23 protein-coding genes, 1 pseudogene and 1 riboswitch are annotated in these 25264 nt (G+C 44.6%); of the genes and pseudogenes, 3 read left to right on the forward strand and 21 right to left on the reverse strand.

The window, feature by feature from the left end:
• Positions 1-87 precede the first annotated feature (87 nt).
• The 10 genes from DWW77_RS14430 to DWW77_RS14475 form a co-directional block, all read right to left on the reverse strand.
• On the reverse strand, positions 88-609 hold the full coding sequence (locus DWW77_RS14430) for a cysteine hydrolase family protein (RefSeq protein ID WP_118608983.1): 522 nt from the start codon (positions 607-609) through the stop codon (positions 88-90).
• A gap of 156 nt (positions 610-765) precedes the next feature.
• Complete coding sequence (locus DWW77_RS14435) at positions 766-1725, reverse strand: HipA domain-containing protein (protein ID WP_118608984.1); 960 nt, start codon at positions 1723-1725, stop codon at positions 766-768.
• Positions 1722-2054: a HipA N-terminal domain-containing protein gene (locus DWW77_RS14440; RefSeq protein ID WP_118608985.1), complete on the reverse strand. Its 333-nt coding sequence runs from the start codon at positions 2052-2054 to the stop codon at positions 1722-1724. The genes DWW77_RS14435 and DWW77_RS14440 overlap by 4 nt, the downstream gene beginning before the upstream one ends.
• Positions 2055-2057: 3 nt before the next feature.
• Entirely contained in the window at positions 2058-2258 is a 201-nt protein-coding gene (locus tag DWW77_RS14445; protein ID WP_118609019.1) for a helix-turn-helix transcriptional regulator, read from the reverse strand.
• A 169-nt stretch (positions 2259-2427) separates the two neighbouring features.
• Positions 2428-4422, reverse strand: coding sequence for a beta-galactosidase (locus tag DWW77_RS14450; protein WP_118608986.1), 1995 nt, complete (start codon positions 4420-4422; stop codon positions 2428-2430).
• Positions 4423-4613: 191 nt separating this feature from the next.
• The gene (locus tag DWW77_RS14455) at positions 4614-5909 is read right to left on the reverse strand and encodes an aminotransferase class V-fold PLP-dependent enzyme (RefSeq protein WP_118609020.1); all 1296 of its coding nucleotides are present in this window, start codon (positions 5907-5909) and stop codon (positions 4614-4616) included.
• A 665-nt stretch (positions 5910-6574) separates the two neighbouring features.
• A complete protein-coding gene (locus DWW77_RS14460; RefSeq protein ID WP_118608987.1) occupies positions 6575-7216 on the reverse strand; it encodes a YczE/YyaS/YitT family protein in 642 nt (213 codons plus the stop codon).
• A 288-nt stretch (positions 7217-7504) separates the two neighbouring features.
• Positions 7505-8137 (reverse strand): L(+)-tartrate dehydratase subunit beta, encoded by a 633-nt coding sequence (gene ttdB, locus DWW77_RS14465; RefSeq protein WP_021977663.1) that lies wholly within the window; start codon positions 8135-8137, stop codon positions 7505-7507.
• Between the two features lie 20 nt (positions 8138-8157).
• Positions 8158-9063 (reverse strand): L(+)-tartrate dehydratase subunit alpha, encoded by a 906-nt coding sequence (ttdA, locus tag DWW77_RS14470; RefSeq protein ID WP_021977662.1) that lies wholly within the window; start codon positions 9061-9063, stop codon positions 8158-8160.
• A gap of 212 nt (positions 9064-9275) precedes the next feature.
• Positions 9276-10541 (reverse strand): SLC13 family permease, encoded by a 1266-nt coding sequence (locus DWW77_RS14475; RefSeq protein WP_118608988.1) that lies wholly within the window; start codon positions 10539-10541, stop codon positions 9276-9278.
• 349 nt (positions 10542-10890) lie between these two features.
• On the opposite strand from DWW77_RS14475, the gene DWW77_RS14480 reads away from it, so the two are divergent.
• A complete protein-coding gene (locus DWW77_RS14480) occupies positions 10891-11790 on the forward strand; it encodes a LysR family transcriptional regulator (protein WP_118608989.1) in 900 nt (299 codons plus the stop codon).
• A 174-nt stretch (positions 11791-11964) separates the two neighbouring features.
• Positions 11965-12067, forward strand: a riboswitch (glycine riboswitch).
• A 1-nt stretch (position 12068) separates the two neighbouring features.
• On the forward strand, positions 12069-13478 hold the full coding sequence (locus tag DWW77_RS14485) for an alanine/glycine:cation symporter family protein (protein ID WP_182431227.1): 1410 nt from the start codon (positions 12069-12071) through the stop codon (positions 13476-13478).
• Between the two features lie 111 nt (positions 13479-13589).
• Here DWW77_RS14485 and DWW77_RS14490 read toward each other — a convergent pair whose 3' ends face one another.
• The 8 genes from DWW77_RS14490 to DWW77_RS14525 all read right to left on the reverse strand — a co-directional run bounded on the left by DWW77_RS14490 (position 13590) and on the right by DWW77_RS14525 (position 21589).
• Positions 13590-16109, reverse strand: a complete 2520-nt coding sequence (locus DWW77_RS14490) for a beta-mannosidase (RefSeq protein WP_118608991.1) — start codon at positions 16107-16109, stop codon at positions 13590-13592.
• 80 nt (positions 16110-16189) lie between these two features.
• A complete protein-coding gene (locus DWW77_RS14495; protein WP_015526428.1) occupies positions 16190-16747 on the reverse strand; it encodes an LOG family protein in 558 nt (185 codons plus the stop codon).
• Positions 16744-16950: a hypothetical protein gene (locus tag DWW77_RS18195; protein ID WP_202031308.1), complete on the reverse strand. Its 207-nt coding sequence runs from the start codon at positions 16948-16950 to the stop codon at positions 16744-16746. Before DWW77_RS18195 ends, DWW77_RS14495 begins: the two co-directional genes overlap by 4 nt.
• Positions 16951-17164: 214 nt before the next feature.
• On the reverse strand, positions 17165-18634 hold the full coding sequence (locus tag DWW77_RS14505; RefSeq protein ID WP_021651215.1) for a S1C family serine protease: 1470 nt from the start codon (positions 18632-18634) through the stop codon (positions 17165-17167).
• 96 nt (positions 18635-18730) lie between these two features.
• Positions 18731-19528 (reverse strand): metal ABC transporter permease, encoded by a 798-nt coding sequence (locus DWW77_RS14510; protein ID WP_015526431.1) that lies wholly within the window; start codon positions 19526-19528, stop codon positions 18731-18733.
• Positions 19525-20187, reverse strand: a complete 663-nt coding sequence (locus DWW77_RS14515; protein WP_015526432.1) for a metal ABC transporter ATP-binding protein — start codon at positions 20185-20187, stop codon at positions 19525-19527. Before DWW77_RS14515 ends, DWW77_RS14510 begins: the two co-directional genes overlap by 4 nt.
• A gap of 38 nt (positions 20188-20225) precedes the next feature.
• Positions 20226-21176 carry a metal ABC transporter substrate-binding protein gene (locus DWW77_RS14520; RefSeq protein ID WP_114002488.1) on the reverse strand — a complete coding sequence of 317 codons (951 nt, stop codon included), beginning with the start codon at positions 21174-21176 and terminating at the stop codon, positions 20226-20228.
• Entirely contained in the window at positions 21173-21589 is a 417-nt protein-coding gene (locus DWW77_RS14525; RefSeq protein ID WP_015526434.1) for a Fur family transcriptional regulator, read from the reverse strand. Before DWW77_RS14525 ends, DWW77_RS14520 begins: the two co-directional genes overlap by 4 nt.
• 210 nt (positions 21590-21799) lie before the next feature.
• Here DWW77_RS14525 and DWW77_RS14530 point away from each other — a divergent pair, with 210 nt between their 5' ends.
• Positions 21800-22564 (forward strand): DeoR/GlpR family DNA-binding transcription regulator, encoded by a 765-nt coding sequence (locus DWW77_RS14530; RefSeq protein WP_015526435.1) that lies wholly within the window; start codon positions 21800-21802, stop codon positions 22562-22564.
• 152 nt (positions 22565-22716) lie between these two features.
• Here the strand turns inward: DWW77_RS14530 and DWW77_RS14535 are convergent, their stop codons facing one another.
• The 3 genes and pseudogenes from DWW77_RS14535 to DWW77_RS14540 form a co-directional block, all read right to left on the reverse strand.
• The gene (locus DWW77_RS14535) at positions 22717-24234 is read right to left on the reverse strand and encodes a CoA-acylating methylmalonate-semialdehyde dehydrogenase (RefSeq protein ID WP_118608992.1); all 1518 of its coding nucleotides are present in this window, start codon (positions 24232-24234) and stop codon (positions 22717-22719) included.
• Between the two features lie 504 nt (positions 24235-24738).
• Complete coding sequence (locus DWW77_RS18130; RefSeq protein ID WP_182431233.1) at positions 24739-24975, reverse strand: hypothetical protein; 237 nt, start codon at positions 24973-24975, stop codon at positions 24739-24741.
• Positions 24897-25229, reverse strand: a pseudogene (locus tag DWW77_RS14540) (branched-chain amino acid transporter permease). The gene DWW77_RS18130 and the pseudogene DWW77_RS14540 overlap by 79 nt, the downstream one beginning before the upstream one ends.
• Positions 25230-25264 lie beyond the last annotated feature (35 nt).

Here is a 25264-nt window from a genome sequence, read left to right on the forward strand (position 1 = left end):
GGGAATAGTCCCTTATAGGGACAGAGCAAGCCACCCGCTAAGCGGGTGGTCTTGACTTTTCTCTTTATTTTTATTATCCTGTCTTTTTTACCGGAAAATTTTGATCTGGCACATCTCCATGGCTTTCAGTGCATTCTCATGACTCTCCGGTGTAACGCCTGCACAGCATGCGGCATCTACACAAATCGGAACTTCAGGAAGAGAAGCCTTGATCAGAAGTGCATTGGAAATCACACAGATATCTGTACAAAGTCCTACCAGGGTAATGCTTCCAATTTCTTCATCCTCATTAATCGTAACCAGCTCCCCTGCAAGATCTGTAGAACCGAAAGTTTCTTTATCAATTGGCTCTGTTTTTCTCAGAACATCCAGTTCTTTCCGAATCTGCCAGCCATCTGTCCCCCGGATACAATGAGGAACCGGAAGATTTTTCCCCTCCTGTGTTTCCAGATAATATGTCTCATGGGTATCTCTCGTGAAGAATACTTTTCCGTCAAAATTTCGGATCTTCTCCTCCACCTTCGGAACAATGGCCACAGCCTCCTTCGTGCCAAGTGTGCCGTCAATAAAATCATTTTGCATGTCTACTACGATGAGAATGTTCTGCATGTTTGTCACCCCATTATTTTTATAACTTATTTCTGCCCGACAAATCTGTAATATCTTTATTGTGCATACTCTACCGGAAGATGTCAAGCGAAAGAACTTCATAAAAAATCTCTGTCACATCAGCTTTCTGCCAACATGCCAGACAGTTTCCTCCACTTACTGCAAAATTTCAATCCTTTCTGAAATAAGTTCCTTTACGTTTTCCTTCTGCTCCTCAGACAGATATGCTTCCTCTATTTGCTTCAGAAATTTATCTTTCTTAGAACATATTTTTTTCAGCATATGTTCTGCTGCATTCGATGGTATCCCACAGGCTTCTGCCAACAACCGGAATTCTTTTTTATGAATATTTCGTTTTTTTCCATTAATCGTAAGTGCAAGCTGTTCTTTATCTTCCGGCATGATTATATTTACAGGCAACATATCATATGCTTTTGACAGCTGAAACTTCCTGTTTCCAGGTTCCGTCTCTTTCAATGAAAAATTTTTCAAATGCATATCTGAATTTCCCATGACAAAAGAGCCCAATACACGTAAAAACAATTCTGACATATCCAGTCCCGGTGTCGTCGAATATTTCTTAATAATCCTGCCACATTGTTCATAAGAACCTTTGTACTTATCTTGCGTTAATCTACAGGATAACTGACAAAAATCTTCCATTGCATATAACTTGATTTCTTTTTCCGTTATCTCCCGATCAATCCGTTTTGTAATATATGCATACTCTCCATTCATTTTTATAAGTGCATGTGGCACTGTCTGTATCCCCATGATCTCAGCAAGTCGCATGGCAAGATCTTCAAATTCCGGCATATTTTCAAATTCTTCTGTCTGCGGCTTTAATATATAACCCGTCGGATAATCTACAATTGTAAGTCTTGCATCTATATCACTTGATAAATGAAGTGATAATTTCTTTTGAACACCTGGCACAGTTAATCCTTCATTAACCGTTTCATTTACAAGAAATTCCAGTTGTTCTTTTGTTATATCCAAAACAGGCATTTCTTTTGTATGAAAAAAATTTACCACACATTTTTTATGCCACTGCCACTTTTTTTCTGATTCTGCTGCATTTTGATTGATCGTTTTTCCACAACATAAACATTTCATGTTATTTCTCCTCTGATACAAACGTCTCCGATACAGTCTCTGCATGCCGCCAGTAAAAGACCAAATCTGTCCTTCTGATTAATTTTCCAGTTTCGACTGACTACGCCAAGAAGCCAGCCCTCAGGAATCAGTCCATCAAAAAATGGAAACAAAATGGTTGTTTCATATGGGGCTTCACGTAAAGGTAGAGTAAGGCTTACCGCCACCGCATCCTCTCTTTTTAAATATTTTTTATCATACGAAAAAATATATCCTTCTTCTGTTTCAGCAATTATTCCGGCAAAACAATTTTGAATATATACATAACCTTTTCTATATTCCGACTCCACCTGCTATTCCTCCCTTTCACCCGGTACAGCTTCTTTTCCGAACATTGCCAATGCCTGATTTACTTTATCCAGACGCACAGTTTCTTTTCCCTGCTCCAGCTCTCTTACAAATCTGAGCCCCAGGCCAGCACGCATTGCAAACTCTTCCTGTGTAAGTCCAGCTTTTTTTCTTTCTTCTTTTATATAATTACCAATCCTGTTCATAATAAACATATTAATCCCTATCGGGTATAATTTCAAGTTAAAATTTACAAATCAATCCCGATCGGGTATATTTATACTGATCACAGTTTACTTCATGAAAAAATCTCTGTCACATCAGCTTTCTGCCAACATGCCAGAGATTTTCTCTCATTTATATTTCTTCTTTATCTTAAGCCTCAATAATCCGCACATCCCAGGCAGGAATCTTCAGCTCTGTACCAGCCTTAATTTCCTTGCCGGTAATTACATCTTCTGCATCACCATATTTGTACGTAACAGCCTGTTCTGATCCTGAGTAATTCAGGAAATACCTGATCGTTTTTCCAAGATCATTCGTTCCTTTACGTACAATCACCGGATAGCTGTAACCGGATAACTCAACGCCTGCACTTCCAAGAGCATCTTTTATTACATTCTGAAGGGTGGCATCATCTGTCATACATCCCAGATAATATGCCGTACCTTTCCCATATTTATTTCTGGTTATGGCTGCATATCCCTTCCAATTATAATGCTCATATCCGGCAAGTACCTCTGCGCCTTCCGGTTTCAAAAGCTCCATAAATACCCTTGCTTCGCCATACAGCTTTCCGGCCAGCTTGACATCCCGCGGAAATGTAAACTGATTATAACTGATCCCCAGCGCATTTTTCAGAATATGCGGCTGTGCATCCACATGAACCTTCACATTCTCATTGGCAAAACTGCTCTTAAATGTCACAACCAGCGTACCGCCTTCTTCCACATAACGGTTCAGCCTCTGAAGCGTACTGTCCGGAACCGCATAAAGCGCCGGTACAAAAATCGCCTTATACTGAGAAAGCTCCTCAGATTCCGGCCATACAAAATCACACTCCACGTTCATCTGATACAGCGCATCATAAATCCAGCGAACCACATCATTGTAGCGGATTTCACCATTATCCCCGGAAGTCGCCTGAATGCCAAACCAGTTCAATGCAGTCAGAGCCTCATTGCTCACCATCACAGCCACATCATTTTTCTTCTTAAGATTCACCAGACGGCTGCCTTTTTCCCGAAATTCTTTTCCAATAATACAAGCCTCACGGTAAGTATCATTCTCCGCAAAATCATGGCTCAGAAGCCCCTTCCAGTAAGTCTCAAACGAATTATGGATAGAATGCCAGTGCCAGTACATCACACTGTTGGCCCCGGATGCCAGATGACTGTAGGCACAGAGACGAAGCTGACCTTTATACGGCGTCCAGCACGGAAATCCCTGAGCTTCCGTCTCTAGAACCAGATAGTTATCATGCTTCAGACTGCGGATCATATCCCCTCCAAAAGCAATCTCCGTACCGGTCAGATCATCCTGAGACGGATGATAAATATCCGTTCCCGCAATGGTCAGAGCCTGTGATGCATGAAGATGATTCACATCCGGCTGTACACCGTAAGAATATCCTCTCCACTCAAAATCCAGGTTGTGGGTAATAAACTGATCTTCCCTCTTATACTCGCTGACGATCCCGGCCTGCCAGCTTAAGAATTGATCCACCAGGGTCCGCTGGAACTTCTCAAACTCCGCACCCAGACTGCCATTAATCGTTCCCCTCACATCCGGAAAGTCTTCCCAGGCATCAATCCGGTTACTCCAGTAATCCAGCCCAAATTCATGGTTCATGGCATCCAGATCATCCTGAAATTTTTTTCTTAAATATTTTACAAAAGCCAGCTGCACATTTTTGCCCGCTGTGCCGTAATACTTGGTCTCATTATCCACCTGAAAACCAATGACACACTTCCTTCCTGCACTGACTTCCATCAGTTTCCGGATCACACGCTCCGCATAAAAAAGATACACCGGATTGGTAATATCCATAATCTGTCTGGCACCATAGATCCCCGCCCCATTTTTCGTCGTGGCAATCACATCCGGATGGGCCTTCACCATCCAGGCAGGAACCGCATACGTAGGCGTACCGATGATCACATGGATCCCGGCCTCCTCCATAGCATCCATCACACGCTCCACATGAGAAAAATCAAACACCCCATCCTGCGGCTCACAGGTACTCCACGTAGACTCCGCAATACGCACCGTATTGATCCCCGCTTTTTTCATCATTTCTATATCTTTATCAAGTCTGTCATACGGCATGTATTCATCGTAGTATGCCGCGCCAAAAAGAAGTTTTTTCATATCTTCCTCCCATGGTATATTTTGATAAATTTATCTTAACAGAAGTTTCCGATACAGGATATCATTTATTTGAATATTTTTTACAGATTATACCAACGTCCTCATTAACAGAAAAACCGCTCTTTTCTTTCATATTAAAATACGAGAAAAGAGCGGTCTTCCATTTATTTTTTACAGTTATTTATTTTATCTTATTTACCCTCAGCGATCTCCTTGGTGATCTTCAGGAACTTATCAATATCGTCTGTTCCATGGCAGTGAAGCGGAGAAACACGAAGCGCACCCTCAAGACCAAGAGTTTCTACGATACGTTTGGAATACGGGCTGCTCTTTACACGCTCGAACAGAGTAACACCATGCTCCAGATATCTTCTTGCACACTCTGCAAATTCAATACCCTCGATACCCATGGCAACAATGAGATCTTTGTATGTAAGATCCTCCATATCCACATAAACCTGAACACCCGGGATATGACGAAGACCCGGAACCTTATCGGTACCTTCCAGCATACGGTACAGAAGCGCTCTCTCCTGAAGATGAATGTGATTCATACCCTCAACAAAAAGCTCACGCTTATTATATTTATGTGCGGAATCGCCCAGGAAATGTTTACCGATACTGCAAACATAATCAATAACAGCCATCATAGCCGCAAAGTTAGCCGGAGCCGGAGTACCAAGAGCCCAGACATTATCATCCTTGCAGGTCAGTTTGATATGCGGCATCACAGCAACACGGTCAGAAACATAAGCATAACCACAGCCACGAACACCAAAGAACTTATACGGAGCAAAGTTGCAGACATCCACACCCCAGTCCTCAACATCGATCACTGCATGAGGAGCATGCTGAACCGCATCACTGACAATATAAATATCCGGATTGATCTCTTTTGCACGGCGTGCAATTTCCTTGATATCCATGATATTACCGGAAATATTGGAAGCAGCCATAATGCTGAGAAGAACCGTATCCTTATCCACATACTTCATAATCTCATCCGGATCAAGACCACCCGTCACCTTATTAGCCGGAACCTCACGGAACTCCCTGCCAGTCTTCTTGCAATAATACTCAACCGCATCATGAGCAGACGGATGCTCCAGAGCAGAAGTAACTGCATTCTTACCCCAGTCAACACCTTCCATAATTGTACCAACTGCATGGAACATAGTCTGGGAAGCAGTCAGTTCCGTAATCAGAGCACCACTCTTCGCACCAAAAATAACCTCCAGGATCTCCTGAGTACCATCCTTAACATAATCAGCCAGATCAAACCCTCTGCCACGGGCACGCTCCGGACAATCCGGAAACTCCTCAATCGCAGCCTTAGCCTCAACCGCCTTCTTCAGTCTCAGAGAACCACCAGAGTTCTCAAAGAAAAGACGCGCACCATACTGCGGATCCTTATCTGCATAACAAAACTGAGATTTCAGCTTCTTCTGATATGTATCTGAAAATAAAACTCCATGATTAAATTCCATAATGATATCCTCTCCTTCATCACACAAAGCCCCGGTCTCCCGGATAGCCATCAATTCATGAACACCCTCGTTTCACGACTGCGTTCATTATATCTCTTTCATCAGAAGATAGCATAACACATTTATAAATAGTTATAAAATGAATAATGTGAGTGTATTATATTAATATTGTTTATATTTTAACACAGCATAACAGCCATGTAATACTGCAAAAAAGTTGCTGTTGATACTTCCGTCAAACCACAAACAAACTCAGCCTTTCCTCCCAGCCGTCCAGCGCAGCGCTGACGGCTCATCCAACTCCCGGAAAACCACTCAACCTATCACCCTAAACCAACCTACCGAGCAGCCACCCTACCCTCCCGCCCTGAAAAGCCAGCCCGTGAGGCGTGTGCTGCCTGTCGCCGGACTCTGCAGGAGAGGTGCTGATTCTTGGCTGGCGGAAATCTGCGTTGTTTTTCAAAAGTTCGCTGTTTGAGCGAAGCGAGTTCGGACTTTTGGAAAACGCTTTTAGCAGATTCCCGGCAGCCTAGAAGCCAGCCCCCGACGAAGCCCCGGCGACAGGCAGCACACGCCTCGCGGGCGTCCCTTTCATGTGCGTCCCTTTTCCCACAAAAAAAGCCGAACCAGCCACACCACAGCCAGTTCAGCTTCCTCCCAGAAACTCACTCCCCATCAACCCAGGCAAGCAACTTCCCAGTAAAAACTCTATTAAAGAAATGGATCACCGGCCCCAAACCAAAAGCCGTCACCAGCGTACCAATTCCCACAACACCACCAGTCAGATAACAGATCAGTGCACAAAGCACATCATTAGACATCCTGTGCCAGAAATAAGGAATCCTCGGCCACTTCTCCGTCATGATCAAAGAAAGACTATCATAAGGCGCAACCCCCTCATCCGGCATCTGATACATCGACAACCCCAGACAGCAGATCACAACCCCAATACACAGCGCAACCAATCTCACCGGCAGCGCCACAAGCTCCAATCCCATAACTCCATGAAAAATATTATAAAAAAACGTAATAATATAAGCCAGGCACACCGCATTTACAACTGTACCAATCCCCAGAAACTTCCTTCCAAAAGCAATCTCAATAATCAACAGCACAATATTCACAATCAGCTGAAAATTACCATAAGCCATACCAAGCATATCCGCAACCGCCATATTCATTCCACTAAACGGATCCGTACCAAGCCCGGCCAGCTTAAAAATTCCAATCCCCATACCTGCAAAAACATTTCCGATGCACATGATCAGAACATGCTTCCAGTTAATATTCCTCAAATACTCCCCCATAGCATCAATTCCTCTCTCTTTCAAAACAATCATAATCAATATACACAACTTTTTTCATTTTACCACACCCAACCACCCCTGTAAAACACAAAAAGACACAAAAAGACACAAAAAGCCAAAAAAATCAACAAAAAAAGACATCCTGCAGACCGTTTAACCGAATCCACAGGATATCCTCTTTTTCATATCACGCCATTATTTTACGATCACCATTCAATCCCGACCCCCTCATGGCAGAGCTCCGGCACCTCAGATATCACGAAAACTTTTTTCAATATTATCCAAATATTATTTAATAAACTTAACCTCTGGATAAATCGCCTGCTTAGCAGCCTCTTTGCGCTCATTAAATACAACCTTATTCTCCTCAAACAGGTTGCGGCCCTGAGCATCGATAGACACGATCAGCGGACCAAACTCCTTAACCTTATTGCACCATAAAGTCTCAGGCATACCAAGCTCATCCCAGTGATGCTCAACGATCTTCTCAACCTCTGTAGCAGCCACAACTGCACATCCAGCCGGGAAAACACAGTGGATCGCACCGAACTCTTTGCAGGCACGCTCCGTATTCGGGCCCATACCACCTTTACCAACGATCACTCTGACACCAGTCAGTTTTGTAAACTCATACTCGAACTTCTCCATACGCATGGAAGTTGTCGGTCCTACAGAAACCATCTCATAATCATCCTCTGTACCCTCGATCTTACGAACGATCGGGCCGGCATGGAAAATCGCTTTGTTGCGGATATCATACGGAAGCTCTCTTCCATACTCAACCAGACGGCGGTGAGCAACGTCACGACAGGTCATCAGATCTCCGTCCAGCCATACAATATCGCCGATTTTGATATCAGCCAGGTCTTCTGCGCTTATAGGTGTAATAAGAACTTTTTTATCTCCTCTGATTTCGATCATGATTTTTCCCTCCGTTTATATTAAGCATTAAATTTCCATGTGGAATGAGTATCACAGGTTACTGTAAGATCCGGATTTACAACCAAATGTCCACGACGGTGAGACCAGCATCCAACGTTTACTGCAACACCGATGGTAGATGGATGACGCGCGGTATTCTCGATGTTAACACCCATTACAGAATACTTTCCGCCCATACCCTGCGGTCCAAGGCCGATCGCATTGATACCGTCCTCAAGAAGCTTCTCCATTTTTGCCGCGTTTGCGTTGTCATTGTGAGAACCGATCGGACGCATCAGCGCTTTCTTGGAGTTCAGGGCAGCTGTCTCTACAGATGTACCTACACCAACACCAACAAGAAGTGGAGGACACGCATTCAGTCCATAAGTTGTCATCTGATCCAGAACGAAATCTGTAACACCCTCATAACCGGCACCTGGCATCAGAACCATTGCTTTTCCAGGAAGGGTACATCCGCCGCCTGCCATGTATGCGTAGATCTCACATTTATCGCTGTTCGGAACAATATCCCACCATACAGTCGGAGTTCCTTTACCAACGTTTTTCTTTGTGTTGTACTCATCAAAAGTCTCAACGGAATTATGTCTTAACGGTGCTGCAAAAGTAGCCTGAACAACAGCATCTTTCAGAAGTGCTTCCAGCTCATTGATATACGGGAAATTTGTTCCGCATTTCAGCCAGAACTGAAGAACACCTGTATCCTGACAGCTTGGACGGTTCAGCTCTACAGCAAGACCCTGGTTCTTTGTCATTGTCTCATAGAGAACTTTTGGAAGTGCAGCTGTTTCCTGGGAACCAAGCTCTTCCAGTTTCTTAACTACGTCATCCGGTAATTTTTTTCCAATATGGGCAACAAAATCTGCTACCATGTCTGTTAATACTTTAACTCCATTTTCCTTAGTCATGATTTACCTCCTGATATGGTTCGATGGTTTAATGTTTTTTAGTTACATAGGTTTACATAAATTTGGTTGGTTGTTTCATCATTAATTTGGCTGATTAATGGTTAAGATGGCTTTTTAGGTTATTTATTGACTTATTTATTTCTTCCCCTGCGCTTTATGATCGGCACAGAGAGAACTAACTTAATTGATCAAAAGTTTCTCCCTTTATCCTCTTACGGATAAAACGGGAACAGGATCGGTAACAGGATCATACAGATCACAAAAGATACCAGGATCAGCGGCAGACCGGATTTTACGTAGTCTTTGAATTTGTATCCTCCAAGACCAACTACCATGGTGTTTGCCGGCATACCGATCGGTGTTGCATATGCACAGGAACCTGCGATAACCGTTGCGATAACAACAGCTCTCGGATCTGCTCCCAGGTTGTTCGCAAGAGATACCGCGATCGGGATCATCAGTGCTGTGGTTGCTGTATTTGACATAAAATTTGTCAGTACACAGGTTACAATAAAGATCACCAGAAGAAGAAGGATCGGACTTGGATCAGATCCAAGAAGTCCCACGATTTTATCTGCGATCAGCTCTCCGGCTCCGGTTGTATCCAGCGCTTTTGCAAGTGTCAGAGAACCGCCGAAAAGAAATACAACTTTCAGATCAATGGATTTCAGTGCTTCCTTCTCGGAAATAACTCCTGTCAGAACCAGGATGATCGCTCCGATACATGCAGAAACCTCAATGCTGATACCTATCTCTTTCTCAAAGATCATTGCAAGGATCACAAGGATCAGAACTACCAGAGAAACGGTCTGTTTCCACTTCGGTACATGGCTGAAATCCTGCTGATCTTCAAGCGCTTCCCCGGATGCATTCTTTCCGTCCGGAAGAAATTTATATCCGATAAGGATAAAGTAGAGGATTCCGATCAGAAGCATTGGAACTCCAACCGGTGCATACATAAAGAAGCTTGTGGAAAGCCCCATCTCCTGAAGTGCATTCACACCCATCAGGTTTCCCGGTGCACCAATGATAGAAAGGTTTCCACCAAGAGCAGCGGCAAATACCAGCGGCATCAGAAGACGGCTTCTGGAATAACCGGACTCATCAGCGATTCCACAGACTACCGGGATCAGCACTGCTGCGGTACCTGTGTTGGATAAGAATCCGGACATTACACCTACAATTACCATGATCGCGATGATCAGTGTTTTTTCTGTTCTGGCAAATTTTGTGACCAGTCCTCCGATCTTATTTGCCATTCCTGTTTCAAACAATGCCTGGCCAACTACAAACATGCCAACGCAAAGGATTACGTTACTGTTTACATACTGTGAAAACGTTGTTGTCGCATCCACAACTCCTGTAAGGGTCAGGCCGATCGCACAGATCGAAGCCGTCAGACCAAGAGGAATTTTTTCAAGGATGAAACTGATAATGGTGAACACAAGAAACAGCAATGTGATAGTTGTCTGAGACATTTCTGTACTCTCCTTCCATTAAGTTTTGGTTTTCTCCTGAAAAGTATAGGCCGTACACGTTTCTTTTGATGGTTCCATTATAACCGGTGTACATATAAAAAAACAAATTAATGAAACACATATCCCCATAAAAAATTTTTATACTCTCAATTTTTAATGATAATTTTTATGCACTATTACCACAAAACTTTCTCGTTTTCAAATGAATATGGAATTTTTCACATGTCCATGATATCTTTATAATGACAGTCAGCTCCAAAGAGCATGTCCTGTTCCGAATTTCTTTCGATAAAAAACAGCGAAATCTGTCAAAAATTTCATCTGATCATACACGGAGAGAAGGTATATTATGACACTGAATCAACTACGCTATTTCTGCACAGCCAGCCGCTGCCACAGCATCACAAAAGCAGCCGAAGAATTATATGTGACCCAACCAACCATTTCCATGGCCATTCGCGACCTGGAAATCGAATTCGGAATCAGTCTTTTTTCCAGAAAAGGAAATCAGCTGAGTCTGACCCAGGAGGGAGAATCCTTCTACAAAAAAGCTACTTATATTCTTCAATATTGTAATGAACTTCAGGCTGACTACTCCAGCATGTCCAGGGTAAAACCCCCTCTTCGCATTGGAATCCCGCCCATGCTGAGTACTGTATTTTTCCCGGAGCTGCTTATGGCATTTCATGAAAAACACCCGGAGATCGCCGTGGTCCTGGAGGAATATGGATCTGTCCGTGCCTGCAACCTGGTGCAGGATGACACCCTGGATGTAGCTCTGGTCAATATGGAACAGTATAATATTGATAAATTCCACAACGCTGTCCTGGCCAACGACCAGGTAGTTTTCTGCGTAAGCAATGACCATAAACTGGCAGAAAAAGAATCTGTCACAACAAAAGAAATGTCAAAAGAACAGCTGATCTTTTTTAACGCGGATTCTGTCCAGAATCAGATCTTGAAAATGCGTTTTGAAATGGACGGCTACAAGCCCAATATCGTGATGCGAAGTAGCCAGATCTACACTACTTTGCAGTTTGTAAAAACCGGAAAATACGGCTGTTTTCTCTATTCCAGCATGACCGATAAATTTTCCTCTTCCAATATTACCGGCATCCCTCTCAATCCACCTGTCCGCATAAAAATCGGCATGGTATGGAAAAAAAGTAAATACATCAGCGGCGATATGCTGACATTTCTGCATTTCACCCGCATGTATTACAAAGAACATCCGCTGATAGAAAAATAACAATTTACCAGATCCTGATTATATGTCGATTAATATTTCTAATAAATGGAATTTTTTTAATAAAACCCATTGAAATCCGTCAATTCATGTGATACTCTGTGTTACAGTGTATTTCTACACAAAACGAATGACCGCTACCACCGTACACAAAAAGGTCCTGGCATCATTCAAAAATAAAAAAACTCAGGAGAGTCTCTTCTGAAAAGAAGAGCGCCGAAGGTGTACGCAGCACACAAAATGCTGTAAATCTCTCAGGCAAAAGGATGGAGGAAAGAGTAATGTTTACACAAATCAACAACTTTATCACATGGTTTGACGGAGTCGTTTGGGGACTTCCGCTGATCATTCTGATCCTGTTCACAGGAATTCTGTTAACCTCTCGGTTAGGTCTTTTACAGGTAAGGCACCTCGGAAAGGCACTGAAATTCATGGTAAAAAATGAAGAAGGCGGCGATGGTGAGGTCACAAGCTTCGGAGCTCTGTGTACTGCACTTTCAGCAACCATCGGAACCGGAAATATCGTAGGTGTCGCAACTGCTATCGCAGCCGGCGGACCTGGAGCACTTTTCTGGATGATCGTAGCCGCATTTTTCGGAATGGCAACCAAATACGCAGAAGGACTTCTGGCGATCAAGTATCGTACCATTGACAAAGAAGGTCATGTTCTCGGCGGACCATTCTACTACATCGAAAACGGTATGGGAAAACAGTGGAGATGGCTTGCCAAGATCTTCGCATTTTTCGGAGCAGGTGTAGGACTTTTCGGTATCGGAACCTTCACACAGGTAAACGGTATCGCATCTGCAGTTACCAATTTCTTTGACCCGGATAAAGCACACACAGTAGCACTTTTCGGAAATACATATTCCTGGGCAACTGTAGTTGCATGTCTGGTACTTACCGTATGCGTAGGACTTGTCGTTCTCGGCGGAATCCGGAGAATCGCAAAGGTATCCCAGGTCGTTGTACCGTTTATGGCAGTTCTCTATGTTGCACTGGCACTGATCATCGTGATCACAAACATCACAGCAGTTCCTGCAGCGATCGTAACTATCGTAAAATCTGCTTTCACAGGAAGTGCACTTGCAGGTGGCGCAATGGGAACCATGGTCGTAGCTATGCAGAAAGGTATCGCCCGCGGTATCTTCTCCAATGAGTCCGGTCTTGGTAGTGCCCCGATCGCAGCTGCTGCAGCTCAGACAAAAGAGCCGGTACGTCAGGGTCTTGTATCCATGACAGGTACTTTCATTGATACCATCGTCATCTGTACCATGACAGGTCTTTCCATCGTCATTACAGAAACATGGAACACAGGTCTTGAGGGTGTTGCCATCACAACAGCCGCATTCCAGAAAGGACTTCCTTTCCCGCCGGTTGTAGCATCCTTCTCACTGATGCTGTGCCTGGTATTCTTCGCATTCACAACGATTCTTGGATGGGATTACTACGGTGAAAGATGTCTGGAATACCTGTTCAACAGAAACAAAGCCGCAGTTACAACATACCGCTGGCTGTACATCATCTGCGTATTCATCGGACCATATATGACTGTAGCAGCTGTATGGAACATCGCAGATATCTTCAATGCCCTGATGGCGTTCCCGAACCTGATCGCTCTTCTTGCCCTGAGCGGTGTGGTTGTAAAAGAAACAAAAGATTTCTTTAAAAGACATAAAAATTACGAATAAGAAACTGCAAACACGCACAAACCCATAAAAATCCCCCCTAATATCATACAAAAAAGACGCGTACCTCTTTATCATCCGATAAAAGGCCGCGTCTTTTTCATTATAAAACTCCTACGCCAACGTCAGGATTTCCATCTGATGTGTAAGCTCTGCCGCATCCAGAGACACATCACTTCGTATATCTTTTTTCTCAATCCGGATACACATTTCCTCTCCACCTGTCATATGGAAAAAATTATCCTCAAGAATTACATCCGCATCAGTAAATCCAACAGCTGTAAACGGGCTGAAGCAGCTGCTCTTCAAATGGATCACAAACGCATCCTCCTGCTCCTCCACCTCAGCGGCGATCTCCGGTTTATCCAGTTCCAGATATTTATATGGAACAAGAGTCTCCACATCACGGAGCACTTTTCCATCAGCAAGTGTCACTTCTGCCTCAAGGAAAATCTTATACTTCCTGTCTTCCCATTTGGAAACATCCACCGCCAGGATCTGCCCGGACTCCTGCACACCCACAGTGCCCTTTCCGGTAATCTTCTCAAGGATCTCGCATTCCATATTTTTCACATAAAAGACAACCTGATATGACTGTGCTTCCATACTTTCATTTGCCAGATACACCTGCATGGTATCCCCATCCATGCACATACTCACCGCCTGTGGCCCATAGAATTTTTTTGCCATATAATGAAGTGCCTTCCAGCGACCAAAATAGTCGATACTTGCCCAGGACGCCACCGGCCAGTTATCATTGATCTGCCAGTAAAGAGTTCCCATACAGCGGCCTCTGTGACGTCTCCAGTGATCTACGCCATACTTCATGGCCATTCCCTGAAGGATCTGGCTCACATAGAGAAGCTTGCGGAAATTCTCCGGATAACGGAAATTCTCCGAAAGGTAATACAGGATCTTTCCGTTGGCTGCCGGATTCTTCTGGTGTTTCTCCATCACCCTGGAAAAAATATTCCGGTCTTTTTCTTCCGTAAAGCTCTCTACTGTTTTCAGACACGGGAAGGACTGGAAACCAAATTCCGAACAGAACCGGAAATAATGCTTCTGATAATCCGTAAAAGGCTTCTGGCCATGCCATACATCCCAGTAGTGACAGTCCCCCCGGTTCTCATCATCCGGCTCATCAAAACAACCCCCGGAACTCGGAGAAGACTGCCAGAAAAAGGTCTCGCTGTCTGCCGCTTTCACTGCTTTTGGCACCACATGCTCAAACATTTTTATGTAGTCCGCACGAAGATATTTCGACTCACTCTGCACCTCCGGCCAGTGATCCCAGGCAGATTCCATCTCGTTATTTCCGCACCACAGTCCCAGAGATGCATGATGACGGAGACGTTTTACATTTTCTGTAATTTCCTTCGTGATATTCTCTTCAAATTCTTCTGTAAGATCATAAACATTACAAGCAAACATCAGATCCTGCCATACGATCAACCCCATCTCGTCACAGAGATCATAGAAATGATCCGAAGGATAATAACCGCCACCCCACACACGGACGCAGTTAAAATTGGCACGTTTACAGGATTCCAGAAGGTACTCCTGAAGCTCCGGCGTGATCCTGGAATAAATACAGTCCTCCGGAATATAATTTCCGCCCATGGCAAAAATCTTCACGCCATTGACACAGAACGCGAACTCTTTTCCCCAGAGATCTTTTTCCTGGCTGATGGTAAGGGTACGGAGACCAATGCGCTTCGTTATAGTTTCCAGAACTTCGCCATCCTCATCCAGAAGTTCCACCTTAACTTTATATAACGGCTGATCGCCGTAGCCGTTTGGCCACCAGAGTTTCGGGTTGTGGATCGAGGATGTCAGCACTGCTGGATTATTATTCGCTGATACAGTCTCCCCCACTTTGCATACATGGGCTTCCGTTTTTCGGTCGTTAGCACCTGTTCTATGTCCACAGACGCTCTCTGCATCCTCCTGGATCGTCACCCTCACCTGACACTTATCCACAGCATCTCCGCTTACAGCCACAGTTGTACACACATCCACAGCATTATCCCCATGCACCTGTATGATCTTCACATCCTCAATTCTCGGATGACTGTATGCTTCCAGATAAATATCCCGAAAAATCCCGGCATCAATGGTCTGGGGGCCCCAGTCCCATCCAAACATACAATGAGCCTTCCGGATCAGCTGGTTTCCTTTCATTCCACCGCAGGGAACATAGTGGATCTCTTTATTATCTTCATACTCATAAGCTTCGATATACTTGAATACCGACCGGAATACGATCCGGATCTGATTCTCCCCGGAATGAAGAAATTCTTTCACATCCAGCTTCCAGGTACGATGCATGTTATCTGCAGATCCGGCTTTTTGCCCATTGATATAAATATCTGCAAGAGTATCCAGCCCCTCACAGACCAGTATTATTTTTTCTTCTTTCAGGATATCCTCTGCAGCCACAAATGTTCTGCTGAATTCATAATCCTTCCGGAACAGTTCCCTTGTCACATCCTCATTTGTCCGGTAAAAAGGATCTTCGATCTTCCCGGCACCATAGAGCCCGGAAAGCACAGATCCCGGAACCTGTACCTCACATAATCTGTCATTTCCTGCTTCTGCCAGCTCCCACTGGCCATTTAACATTATTTTCCTCATAAAATATATCTTCTCCTGTAAAAATCCCCTTCGCACGATCTTATATACAGGGCTGTTGTATTAGCCGTACTGTATTTTATTTATAGCCTTCCCCCATAATTCCGGTAATTCTCAATATAATCCAGGATCTCCTCCGGGTCTTTCATGAACCGGCACATACCCACAACATCTCTGGACATAAATTTTTCCCCTGCTGTGTATTCCAGGAGTGCCTGCATGCTGTCGTAATATCCCTGAATATTATAAAGAACGATCGGCCTGTCGATCCGTCCCAGACTCTTCAATGTCAGAATCTCAAAAAACTCCTCATAAGTACCAATTCCCCCAGGTACCACGATAGTCGCATCCGAGCGGCTTTCCAGCAGGTGCTTCCTCTCACGCATATTTTCAGTAAAAATGAACTCTGTACAATGCTCATACAACACTCCCGGCTGGTCAAAAAATCTCGGTGCGATACCTAGGATATAACCTTTTTCTCTGTCAACACCCCGGGCTGCCGCCCCCATCAGCCCCTCTTTTCCACCTCCGAAAACAAGGCCGTGGCCACGTTTCCCCATCAGCTGTCCCAGCTCTTCCGTTTTCTCATAATAGATCTTTTTCAGCTCTGCGCTGGACGCTCCATAGATACAAATATTCATGCTTCCGTCTCCTTCCCTGCTGCCTCCGCAAATGCCCGGAGAAGCTTCAGCTGTTCTGAAGAATCATACATCATCTCCGGATGCCACTGCACAGCTACTGCAAATGGATGATCGTTTATCTCTGAATATAACTTTTGCCGGCCTCTGCACATGATACTGGCAAAGACCGGCTTTCCGTCATTTCCGATACATCTGGAATGCATCCGGAAATGCCTGTTATTTTATTATAATCTGACATACACATGGGGTCAAGCAATTGCCGCTGCCTAAAGCTCCCGTTTTATTATACGAGAACTTTTTCTACTGCGTTTTTCCATCCGCTGTATTTCTGGTTTCTTTCCTGCGGATTCATGGAGGGGATGAACTGATTGCGGTTCTTCACCTCGAAAATGCTCTCCATCTATAATTTAGGACTGATCAGTCATACAAGCCATTCTGCTCAAAATCTCTAAACAGGCTGGCTTCTCCATCATCAGCAAATGCATCTGCATCCCCCTGATCGGAATCATCCTGTCCTCCCTGGATATCTGGGATATCTGCATCCTGGGAATCCTGGGACGTGCTATCCTCAGAGCTGTCCTTGCTATCCTTGCTGGAACTGTCATCTTTACCAAGTTTTACAGTGAGTGTCTTCTCCTTATACTCATTGCCATCCAGAACTGCAACCGTCACATCGATCTTTTCCTTCGGCTCATAATACTGAAGCAGCTCAACCAGCTGATCGATACTGGTGATCGTTTTACCATCAAACTCTGTAATGACCATATTCTTGGTAATACCTGCATCATCGGCAGGGCCGCCCTCGGTTACCTTCGAAACAAATACACCCTGCGGGATACCATAAATCTGTACTGCCTCCGTACTTACTGTACTGCCTGTGATACCAAGGATACCATGATTATCCACTTTATCTCTTGCCTTGGCATTCATCATGTTCTCAAGAGAATCCGCAACATCAGAAATTGCAATGGCATACCCCATACCTTCAACCTCAGTAGAAGCAAGCTTGGAAGAGTTAATACCAACAACCTCACCATCCATATTCAGAAGCGCACCGCCACTGTTACCGGGATTGATAGCCGCATCTGTCTGGATCAGGTTCACGCCCTTGTTGATACTGCTGCTGTTATCTGTAGAATCACCCTCGATCTGTCCTGATGCATCTGTCTTACGGTTCTTAGCACTGACAATACCAGTAGTAACGGACTGGCCATAGCCAAGTGCATTACCGATGGCAACAACCTGCTCACCGATCTTCAGATCATCAGAGCTTCCGATCTTTGCAACAGAAATTGCATCCATTGTATCATCCGAAACATCCTTCGTTGCAACAGAAACAACTGCAAGATCCTCGCTTTCATCAAAGCCCTTTACCGTAGCCTCATAAGCATTACCATCTGCAAAGGCAACTGACAAGGTATCGGCACCATCCACAACATGATAGTTTGTGGCGATCAGTAGCTCAGAATCTGTTTTTCCGATGATAATACCGGAACCGCTTCCTTCAACTTCCTGCTCCTGGCTCGGCGCATACTGGGAACCAAACATGCTGTAATAATCCTGAACCTCCTGAACGGACTTGGTTGTGATGGCAACTACAGAAGGCATTGCCTTCTCAGCAACATCTGATACATCCAGACTGCCCTTTGTATCGGAGGATTTTGTAGCCTCTGTATCTTCGCTGTCTTTATTTGATTTTTTATCAGACTTCATAAGAGTCAGATTCTCGGAGCTATCGGTTGCCGCCTGTACGGACTGTGCACCGGAGAAATAATTTATACCTTCATATGCACCAACTCCAATGCCGCCGGCAAGTACTGCACACAGGCTGATGGTTGCACCCTTTTTCATCATTTTCTTTATTTTTAATTTTCTGTTGTTGTTCATGGTTAAGTCCTCCCTGGGAAAAAATTCTTCTCTGTTTCCTTTTGATGCTTCAAAGTATATGGGTTAATTGTGTTTACTTTGTGGGAAAAATGTGTTTTATTTGTTAAAACTTTTCACTGTCATCACAACTACAAACCACGCAACCTCAAGAAGAACGATCATTCCACCTGGTTTCAGTCCGGCATAATAGGAAAGAAACAGTCCGGCAATGGTGGTACATACCGCCACGATAATGGCACAGATCAGTGTACCCTTATAGCTTTTTGCCATCTGCATCCCACACGCCACCGGAACTACCAGCATGGAGGAAACGATCAGGGTTCCTACTGTTCGGGACGCAATGGAAACTGTCAGAGCCGTCAGAATAGTAAAAAGAAAATTAATATTCCGCACGGAAACACCGGAGATCCTTGCCGCATTTTCATCAAATCCGATATAAAACAGTTCCCTGTAAAAAAACAGCACTGCTGCCAGTACCAGCACACTGATCACAACTACCAGTGCCAGCTCTCCTTCACTGATGGACACAATACTTCCGAACAAAAAGCTGTTCAGACTGGCACCGTTTTCCACAAAGCCGGACAGCACACCAGCCAGTCCGATCCCGGCAGACATGACGATGGAGATCGCCACCTCCGAATAACGCGGGATTTTTTTGCGGATAGCCTCAATTCCAAGAGCAGCTACGATGCACATCACTACTGCACCGGCTACCGGATTCACTCCAAGTATCAGTCCCAGCACAACACCAGCCAGTGAAGAATGGGAAAGCGCATCTCCGATCATGGACATCCGTTTCAGAACAATGGTGATCCCGATGCAGGGCGTAATCACAGCCAGAAGGATTCCCACCAGAAAAGCCCTCTGCATAAATCCATACTGTAAAATACTCATACTTCGTCGATCCTCCCCTCTTCCGCTTTAAAGAACCGGTTTGCTCCTTTAAACTCACCGGAATTTCCATGAGTAACCATAAGAATCGTCAGCCCCTGTTCCTCATTCCGCTTCCTCAGAACTTCTGCAAGTGTTTTCACAGAAACCATATCCATTCCTGTGGTAGGCTCATCCAGGATCAGGATCTTCGGTTTTCCTGCCAGTGCACGTGCCAGCATAACCCTCTGCTGCTGTCCTCCGGAAAGATCTCCGATCCTTCTTTTCCAGAACTCTTCCATTTCCATTTCCGCAAGTGCGGCTTTCAAACGCGGGATCTCTTTTTTTGCCCGGAAACGTGCCTTCCAGGAAGAGGAATACACACCTGTCATCATGATCTCTTCCACAGTCGCCGGAAAATTCTGGTTTCTGCTGATACTGTTCTGTGGAACATATCCCAGATCTCCCTTTCCGAATGTGGCAGAAATATCTTTTCCATTTACAGTGATACTTCCCTCCTGCGCCTTCAGTTCGCCCAGAAGAAGCTTCAGAAATGTACTTTTTCCACTTCCGTTTTCACCGGTAAGGATGGCATAATCGCCATCCTTCACCTCCAGGTTCACCTGATCCAGCACAGGTGTCCCTGTATAGTGAAACGAAAGATTTTCTATCAAAATTCCCATAATTTCTCCTTTTTTGTTACAGCTGCTGTCCTGCACCTTCAGTTCAATGCCTTCCTGAGTGCCTCCAGATTCTTCCTCATCACAGAAAAATAATCCTCTCCGGCCTCTATATCCTCCTCACTTAATCCCTCGATCGGATTCAACACAGCAGTCACCGCATCCACTTCCTTCGCCACTGTCTTCGCCACCTTGGGACTTGCCAGCTCCTCAAAAAATATGGTATGGATGTCGTATTTTTTCGCATACTCGATCACTTCCTGCATCTTGGCAGGATCAGGCTCTGAATCCGGTGTCAGCCCTTCAATAGCCAGCTGCTTCAGATCATAGGCATTGCACAGATATCCAAAAGCCTCATGCGCCACTATGATATCCCGGCTCTTCGTACCTTTCAGACCATCTCTGAACTCCTGATCCAGCTCATCAAATTCACCGGCATATTTCTCATAATTTGCTTCATAATAATCACCGTTCCCAGGATCAGCCTTTACCAAAGCATCCCTGATATTCTTCATTTCCTGCTTTGCACGCATAGGATCAAGCCAGACATGAGGATCTTTTCCTTCATCACCATGAGCATGATCATGTCCTCCATCCAGAAGCTCCACACCATCCGATGCCTCAGACACAACCAGATCCTGATTCTCCAGAGTATCCAGTACATCCTCCGCCCAGTGCTCCAGATCCGCACCATTATAGACAAACACATCTGCATCCTCAAGATTCCGGATATCCGTTGCCGCCGGCTCCCAGTCATGAGGCTCCGTTCCCGCCGGAACCATATCCTTTACCTGGATCCTGTCGCCTCCTACCTTCCGGGCAAAATCATACATGGGATAAAAGCTGGCCATCACCTTCAGTCGGCCATCCTCCACAAATGGCTGTCCCACCGTTCCGGCCCTGTGCAAACCATATCCAGTCACACCGCCCACAACAAGAAGCGTCACCGCCAGAACTGCTGCCGCTGTCATCTTCCCTCTGTTAACATTCATTTTTTAAGCCTCCTGCAGCTGTCACAATATCCATAAAAGATCGTCCGGCTCTGATCGATCTCAAATCCGTGTTCATCCAGCACATGTCCCACAAAATGATCGATACATCCACACTGCAGAGGAATCGTATGCCCACATTCCAGACACACAAGCTTACCGTAATTCTTCCGCTCCTCATCACGTATAAAACGATACTGGGCAGGCGCTCCCTCCACAGACGGAACCTTCAGCACCGCTCCCTCCTTCTGCAGCCGCTCCAGTCCTCTGTATACCGTTGTCCTTCCGATCTGGATCTCTTTTCCACGAAGGAGCTCCATAAACTGATCTATGGTATAAAATGTATCTCCATATTCCTGCAGGCATTCCAGAATTATTTTCTGCTGCCTGGTGCTGTATTTCATTTTTTCTTCCATTATATTTCCTACTCTCTTCTATCGACTGCACCTTACATGGCAGATTTGAATTTGAAAACCGTTTTCATATTACATTCAAATAAGAATTTCGTCAAGATATTTTTGAAGGGAAATAATTTTTGGTATGTTCTTATAAAAGCACTTTATCTCTACCTTCTTTTATGATAAAATATAACCAAGACTTAACCAATAGAAAGAAGGTAGACCTCTATGAAATCACAGCGACTGGACATGATCGAAGAATATGTGCTGGAGCATAAGAACGCTTCTCTCGATACATTATGTGAGAAATTCAACGTATCCAAAAACACCATCAGAAGAGATGTCGATATCCTTCTGAAACGTGGCAGTATCATGAAAGTATATGGCGGTGTCGCAGCACTCGAAACTCCACAGACTCTTCCCCTTCTGTCTTACGAAGAGCGTGGCGGACGTTTTCCTGACGAAAAGAAAGAAATCTGCCGCCGTGCCGCAGAGCTTGTGGCAGAAGACGATACCATCTATATCGATACAGGTACAACCTGCCTGAACCTGGTTGATTTTATTGCAGATAAGCACTGTACGATCCTGACCAACAGCCTGCTTATTTTCAACAAGGCAGCATCCTATCCGAACCTGGATATCATTTCCGTTCCCGGAAAGCTGAACCGCAAGACCCTGTCCTTCACAGGACCGGATATCAATGATTATCTGCAGACCTACAACATTTCCATGGCTTTTATGGCCTGCACAGGTGTAACCATGAAGAGCGGACTTACCAATGCCAGCGCCGAGGAATACATCACCAAAAAAGCCATTGCAGAGAATGCCAACAGCATGATCCTTCTTGCAGACCATTCCAAATTCGGCCGGATCTCGCTTATGACCTATTCTTCCATGGAAAAGCTGGACGCCATCGTAACCGACCAGCCACTTCCCGAAGAATACGACAGCTTCTGCCAGGAGCACGGCATCCGTGTTATGACGATCGATTAAATCGGATATTGGCCCTAAAAAACGGTGCATCTGCCGGAAATCCAGCAGATGCACCGTTTTTGAATATGCTCATTTCATTAGAGGATTTTATCTGAAAGGCAGATCTTACCCGATCTGCCTTACAGTGTCATAAATTTATTTATGAAGCTTTCTTAAGCCTCAGTACTTCCTTCCCATGTGCCGACCTTTCTCTTTCCGGCAGCTTCATCGAACCAGTGTGTTGTAACTGTTTTTGCTCTTGTGAAGAAACGATAGCCATCTTTTCCGAGAACGTGCAGATCACCGAAAAAGGAATCCTTGTTTCCGGAGAATGGGAAGTATGCTGTCGGAACCGGGATACCTACATTGATTCCTACCATACCGCCATCTGTCTCCATAGCGAATTTACGGCTGTAATATCCGCTCTGTGTAAAGATACAGGAACCATTTGCAAATGGATTGGCATTCATGACTGCGATGCCTTCCTCGTAATCCTTTACTCGTTTGATACAGGTTACCGGTCCGAAGATCTCACGGTTTCCAACTGTCATCTCAGGTGTTACATGATCAAGAATTGTCGGTCCTACGAAGAATCCGTTCTCATATCCCGGAACTACTACATTACGTCCGTCAAGTACAAGCTCCGCACCCTCATCGATACCCTTCTGGATCCAGTTGCAGATCTTCTCCTTATGGCCTGCATTTACAACCGGGCCGAGATCGGTATCTTCATCATATGCACAGCCAAGTTTCATAGCCTCTGCTTTTTTCTTAAGAAGTGAAACAAATTCGTCTGCGATACTATCCTGTACGCATACAACCGGAAGAGCCATACATCTCATACCTGCGCATCCGTATGTAGAGTTGATGATCGCATTAACAGTAGCCTCAAGGTTGCAGTCCTCAAGTACAAGTGCATGGTTCTTTGCCTCACACTGTGCCTGAACTCGTTTGCCATGAGCTGCTGCCTTGGAATATACCTGTTTACCAACACCTGTTGTTCCTACGAATGTAACAGCCTTTACTCTCTCATCTGTAAGAAGGATATCAGCCTCTACACGGCTGCAGGTCACAAGGTTTACAACACCCTTCGGGAATCCTCCCTCTGTATAAAAGAGCTCCATGATCCTCATAGCTGTAAGTGGTGTCTGGGAGCTTGCTTTCAGTACTACTGTATTTCCACATGCAATGGAAAGCGGAACCATCCAGCCCCATGGGATCATTGCCGGGAAGTTCATCGGAACAATACCAGCAGTTACTCCAAGTGGTTTGCGATATGTAGCTGTATCATATCCTGTAGTTACCTGCATTGCAGCATCGCCCTGGATCATTGTCGGAAGTGCACATGCCTCTTCTGTAGGCTCAATTGCTTTCTGAACATCTCCTCTTGCCTCTTTGATGTTCTTTCCGAGCTCTTTTGCACAAAATACGGAAAGTTCTTCCTTATGAGCATAAAGAACATCTCTCCATCTGAACATATACTGCTGTCTCTTTGCAAGAGAAAGCGAGGACCATTCCGGGAATGCAGCCTGTGCGGAAGCGATCGCCTCTTCTACCTCATCCGGTGTACAGCAGGGAACCTGCGCGATCACCTCACCTGTACTGGAATCTGTAACATCCATGTATTTCTCTGCCTTTGACTCTTTCCACTCACCGTTTACACAGTAACCCATTTTTTTGATCTCAGCCATTTTAGGATACTCCTTTCGTGCTTACCTTTTTATTCTTAACTTCATAAAAATTTTAGTCATTCTCGTTTTGTTCTGGTCACAGATTATCATTTATTTTTAATTTTGTCAATATAGTATGGTTATATTTTGAGTATATTTTTCAAAATTATGTGTTAATTTATTCACATTTCATGATATTTCATGTTCCCTGTATAAACTCTTGAAACGTATGCATTTACAGCCATAAAACCGCATAGTGTCTTGTCGTTTTTTATTCCATTGTGAGAGCAAAAGTTACTCATTTTTGTTATTTTCATAACACACCATTCCACACACACTATTTATTGCCTCCAGCTACGCTGAGGCTTTTAGACCTGCGCAATCGGATTCACAGACAAGTAAGGGGTATCGTTGTTCTGTTACAATTACAGATTCCTCTGATCCCGGCATATTTCCTCTGTATTTTCCAGGAATAAAGAAATACATCTGTACGTCCCTTACGGACACGCTCATTTTTGCGATCGCTCACTTCTTTTCACGGCTTATTGCACCTTTACATACAATCCTGCGCCTGCTTATCTGATCTACAGCATTTTCATAAATTACTGCTGCAATCAAAAAACAGGATACGGTTATCGTATCCTGCCTTAGCTTTTCATTTTCTGTTTTTCGCATATTTCTGCCTAACCAAATATGGTCTGCACCAGCACCATATAAAACACCGTTCCCCCTCCTATGCTGAGCAATGTACTCTTCTTCCATTTATGTAATACCACAATGAACAGTATTGCGATCAGCTCTGGCAGTCAGTAATAAGTACTTTCCGGCACATCCTTCAGACAGAATACCACCAGCAATCCGATCACTGCACAGGGCAGCACTTTTCCCAGATAGGTGATCACAGCCGGCGGTTCCTTTCCTTCCGGAAATATGATAAAGGGCAAAAATCGCGTTGTCATAGTTCCCAGGACCACTACCACAACCGTTATGATCTGCTGTGTTATTGTCATAGTCATTCCTTATCCCTCCTGTCCGGCTATATATATCCCAA

The organism is Ruminococcus sp. AF17-12 (assembly GCF_003479245.1).
In the GTDB taxonomy this organism is placed as follows: Bacteria; Bacillota; Clostridia; order Lachnospirales; family Lachnospiraceae; genus Blautia_A; species Blautia_A fusiformis.

Bases quoted from the DNA above. Each gene is read 5' to 3' on its own strand.
- DWW77_RS14450 (WP_118608986.1), bottom strand. From the start codon at position 4,422: ATGAAAAAACTTCTTTTTGGCGCGGCATACTACGATGAATACATGCCG.
- DWW77_RS14495 (WP_015526428.1), bottom strand. From the start codon at position 16,747: ATGAATATTTGTATCTATGGAGCGTCCAGCGCAGAGCTGAAAAAGATC.
- DWW77_RS14480 (WP_118608989.1), top strand. From the start codon at position 10,891: ATGACACTGAATCAACTACGCTATTTCTGCACAGCCAGCCGCTGCCAC.
- DWW77_RS14515 (WP_015526432.1), bottom strand. From the start codon at position 20,187: ATGGGAATTTTGATAGAAAATCTTTCGTTTCACTATACAGGGACACCT.
- ttdB (WP_021977663.1), bottom strand. From the start codon at position 8,137: ATGATCGAAATCAGAGGAGATAAAAAAGTTCTTATTACACCTATAAGC.
- DWW77_RS14485 (WP_182431227.1), top strand. From the start codon at position 12,069: ATGTTTACACAAATCAACAACTTTATCACATGGTTTGACGGAGTCGTT.
- DWW77_RS14490 (WP_118608991.1), bottom strand. From the start codon at position 16,109: ATGAGGAAAATAATGTTAAATGGCCAGTGGGAGCTGGCAGAAGCAGGA.
- DWW77_RS14520 (WP_114002488.1), bottom strand. From the start codon at position 21,176: ATGAATGTTAACAGAGGGAAGATGACAGCGGCAGCAGTTCTGGCGGTG.
- DWW77_RS14445 (WP_118609019.1), bottom strand. From the start codon at position 2,258: ATGAACAGGATTGGTAATTATATAAAAGAAGAAAGAAAAAAAGCTGGA.
- ttdA (WP_021977662.1), bottom strand. From the start codon at position 9,063: ATGACTAAGGAAAATGGAGTTAAAGTATTAACAGACATGGTAGCAGAT.
- DWW77_RS14435 (WP_118608984.1), bottom strand. From the start codon at position 1,725: ATGAAATGTTTATGTTGTGGAAAAACGATCAATCAAAATGCAGCAGAA.
- DWW77_RS14430 (WP_118608983.1), bottom strand. From the start codon at position 609: ATGCAGAACATTCTCATCGTAGTAGACATGCAAAATGATTTTATTGAC.
- DWW77_RS14535 (WP_118608992.1), bottom strand. From the start codon at position 24,234: ATGGCTGAGATCAAAAAAATGGGTTACTGTGTAAACGGTGAGTGGAAA.
- DWW77_RS14455 (WP_118609020.1), bottom strand. From the start codon at position 5,909: ATGGAATTTAATCATGGAGTTTTATTTTCAGATACATATCAGAAGAAG.
- DWW77_RS18130 (WP_182431233.1), bottom strand. From the start codon at position 24,975: ATGGAAGAAGAGTACATTGCTCAGCATAGGAGGGGGAACGGTGTTTTA.
- DWW77_RS14525 (WP_015526434.1), bottom strand. From the start codon at position 21,589: ATGGAAGAAAAAATGAAATACAGCACCAGGCAGCAGAAAATAATTCTG.
- DWW77_RS14505 (WP_021651215.1), bottom strand. From the start codon at position 18,634: ATGAACAACAACAGAAAATTAAAAATAAAGAAAATGATGAAAAAGGGT.
- DWW77_RS14460 (WP_118608987.1), bottom strand. From the start codon at position 7,216: ATGGGGGAGTATTTGAGGAATATTAACTGGAAGCATGTTCTGATCATG.
- DWW77_RS14475 (WP_118608988.1), bottom strand. From the start codon at position 10,541: ATGTCTCAGACAACTATCACATTGCTGTTTCTTGTGTTCACCATTATC.
- DWW77_RS18195 (WP_202031308.1), bottom strand. From the start codon at position 16,950: ATGCATTCCAGATGTATCGGAAATGACGGAAAGCCGGTCTTTGCCAGT.
- DWW77_RS14530 (WP_015526435.1), top strand. From the start codon at position 21,800: ATGAAATCACAGCGACTGGACATGATCGAAGAATATGTGCTGGAGCAT.
- DWW77_RS14510 (WP_015526431.1), bottom strand. From the start codon at position 19,528: ATGAGTATTTTACAGTATGGATTTATGCAGAGGGCTTTTCTGGTGGGA.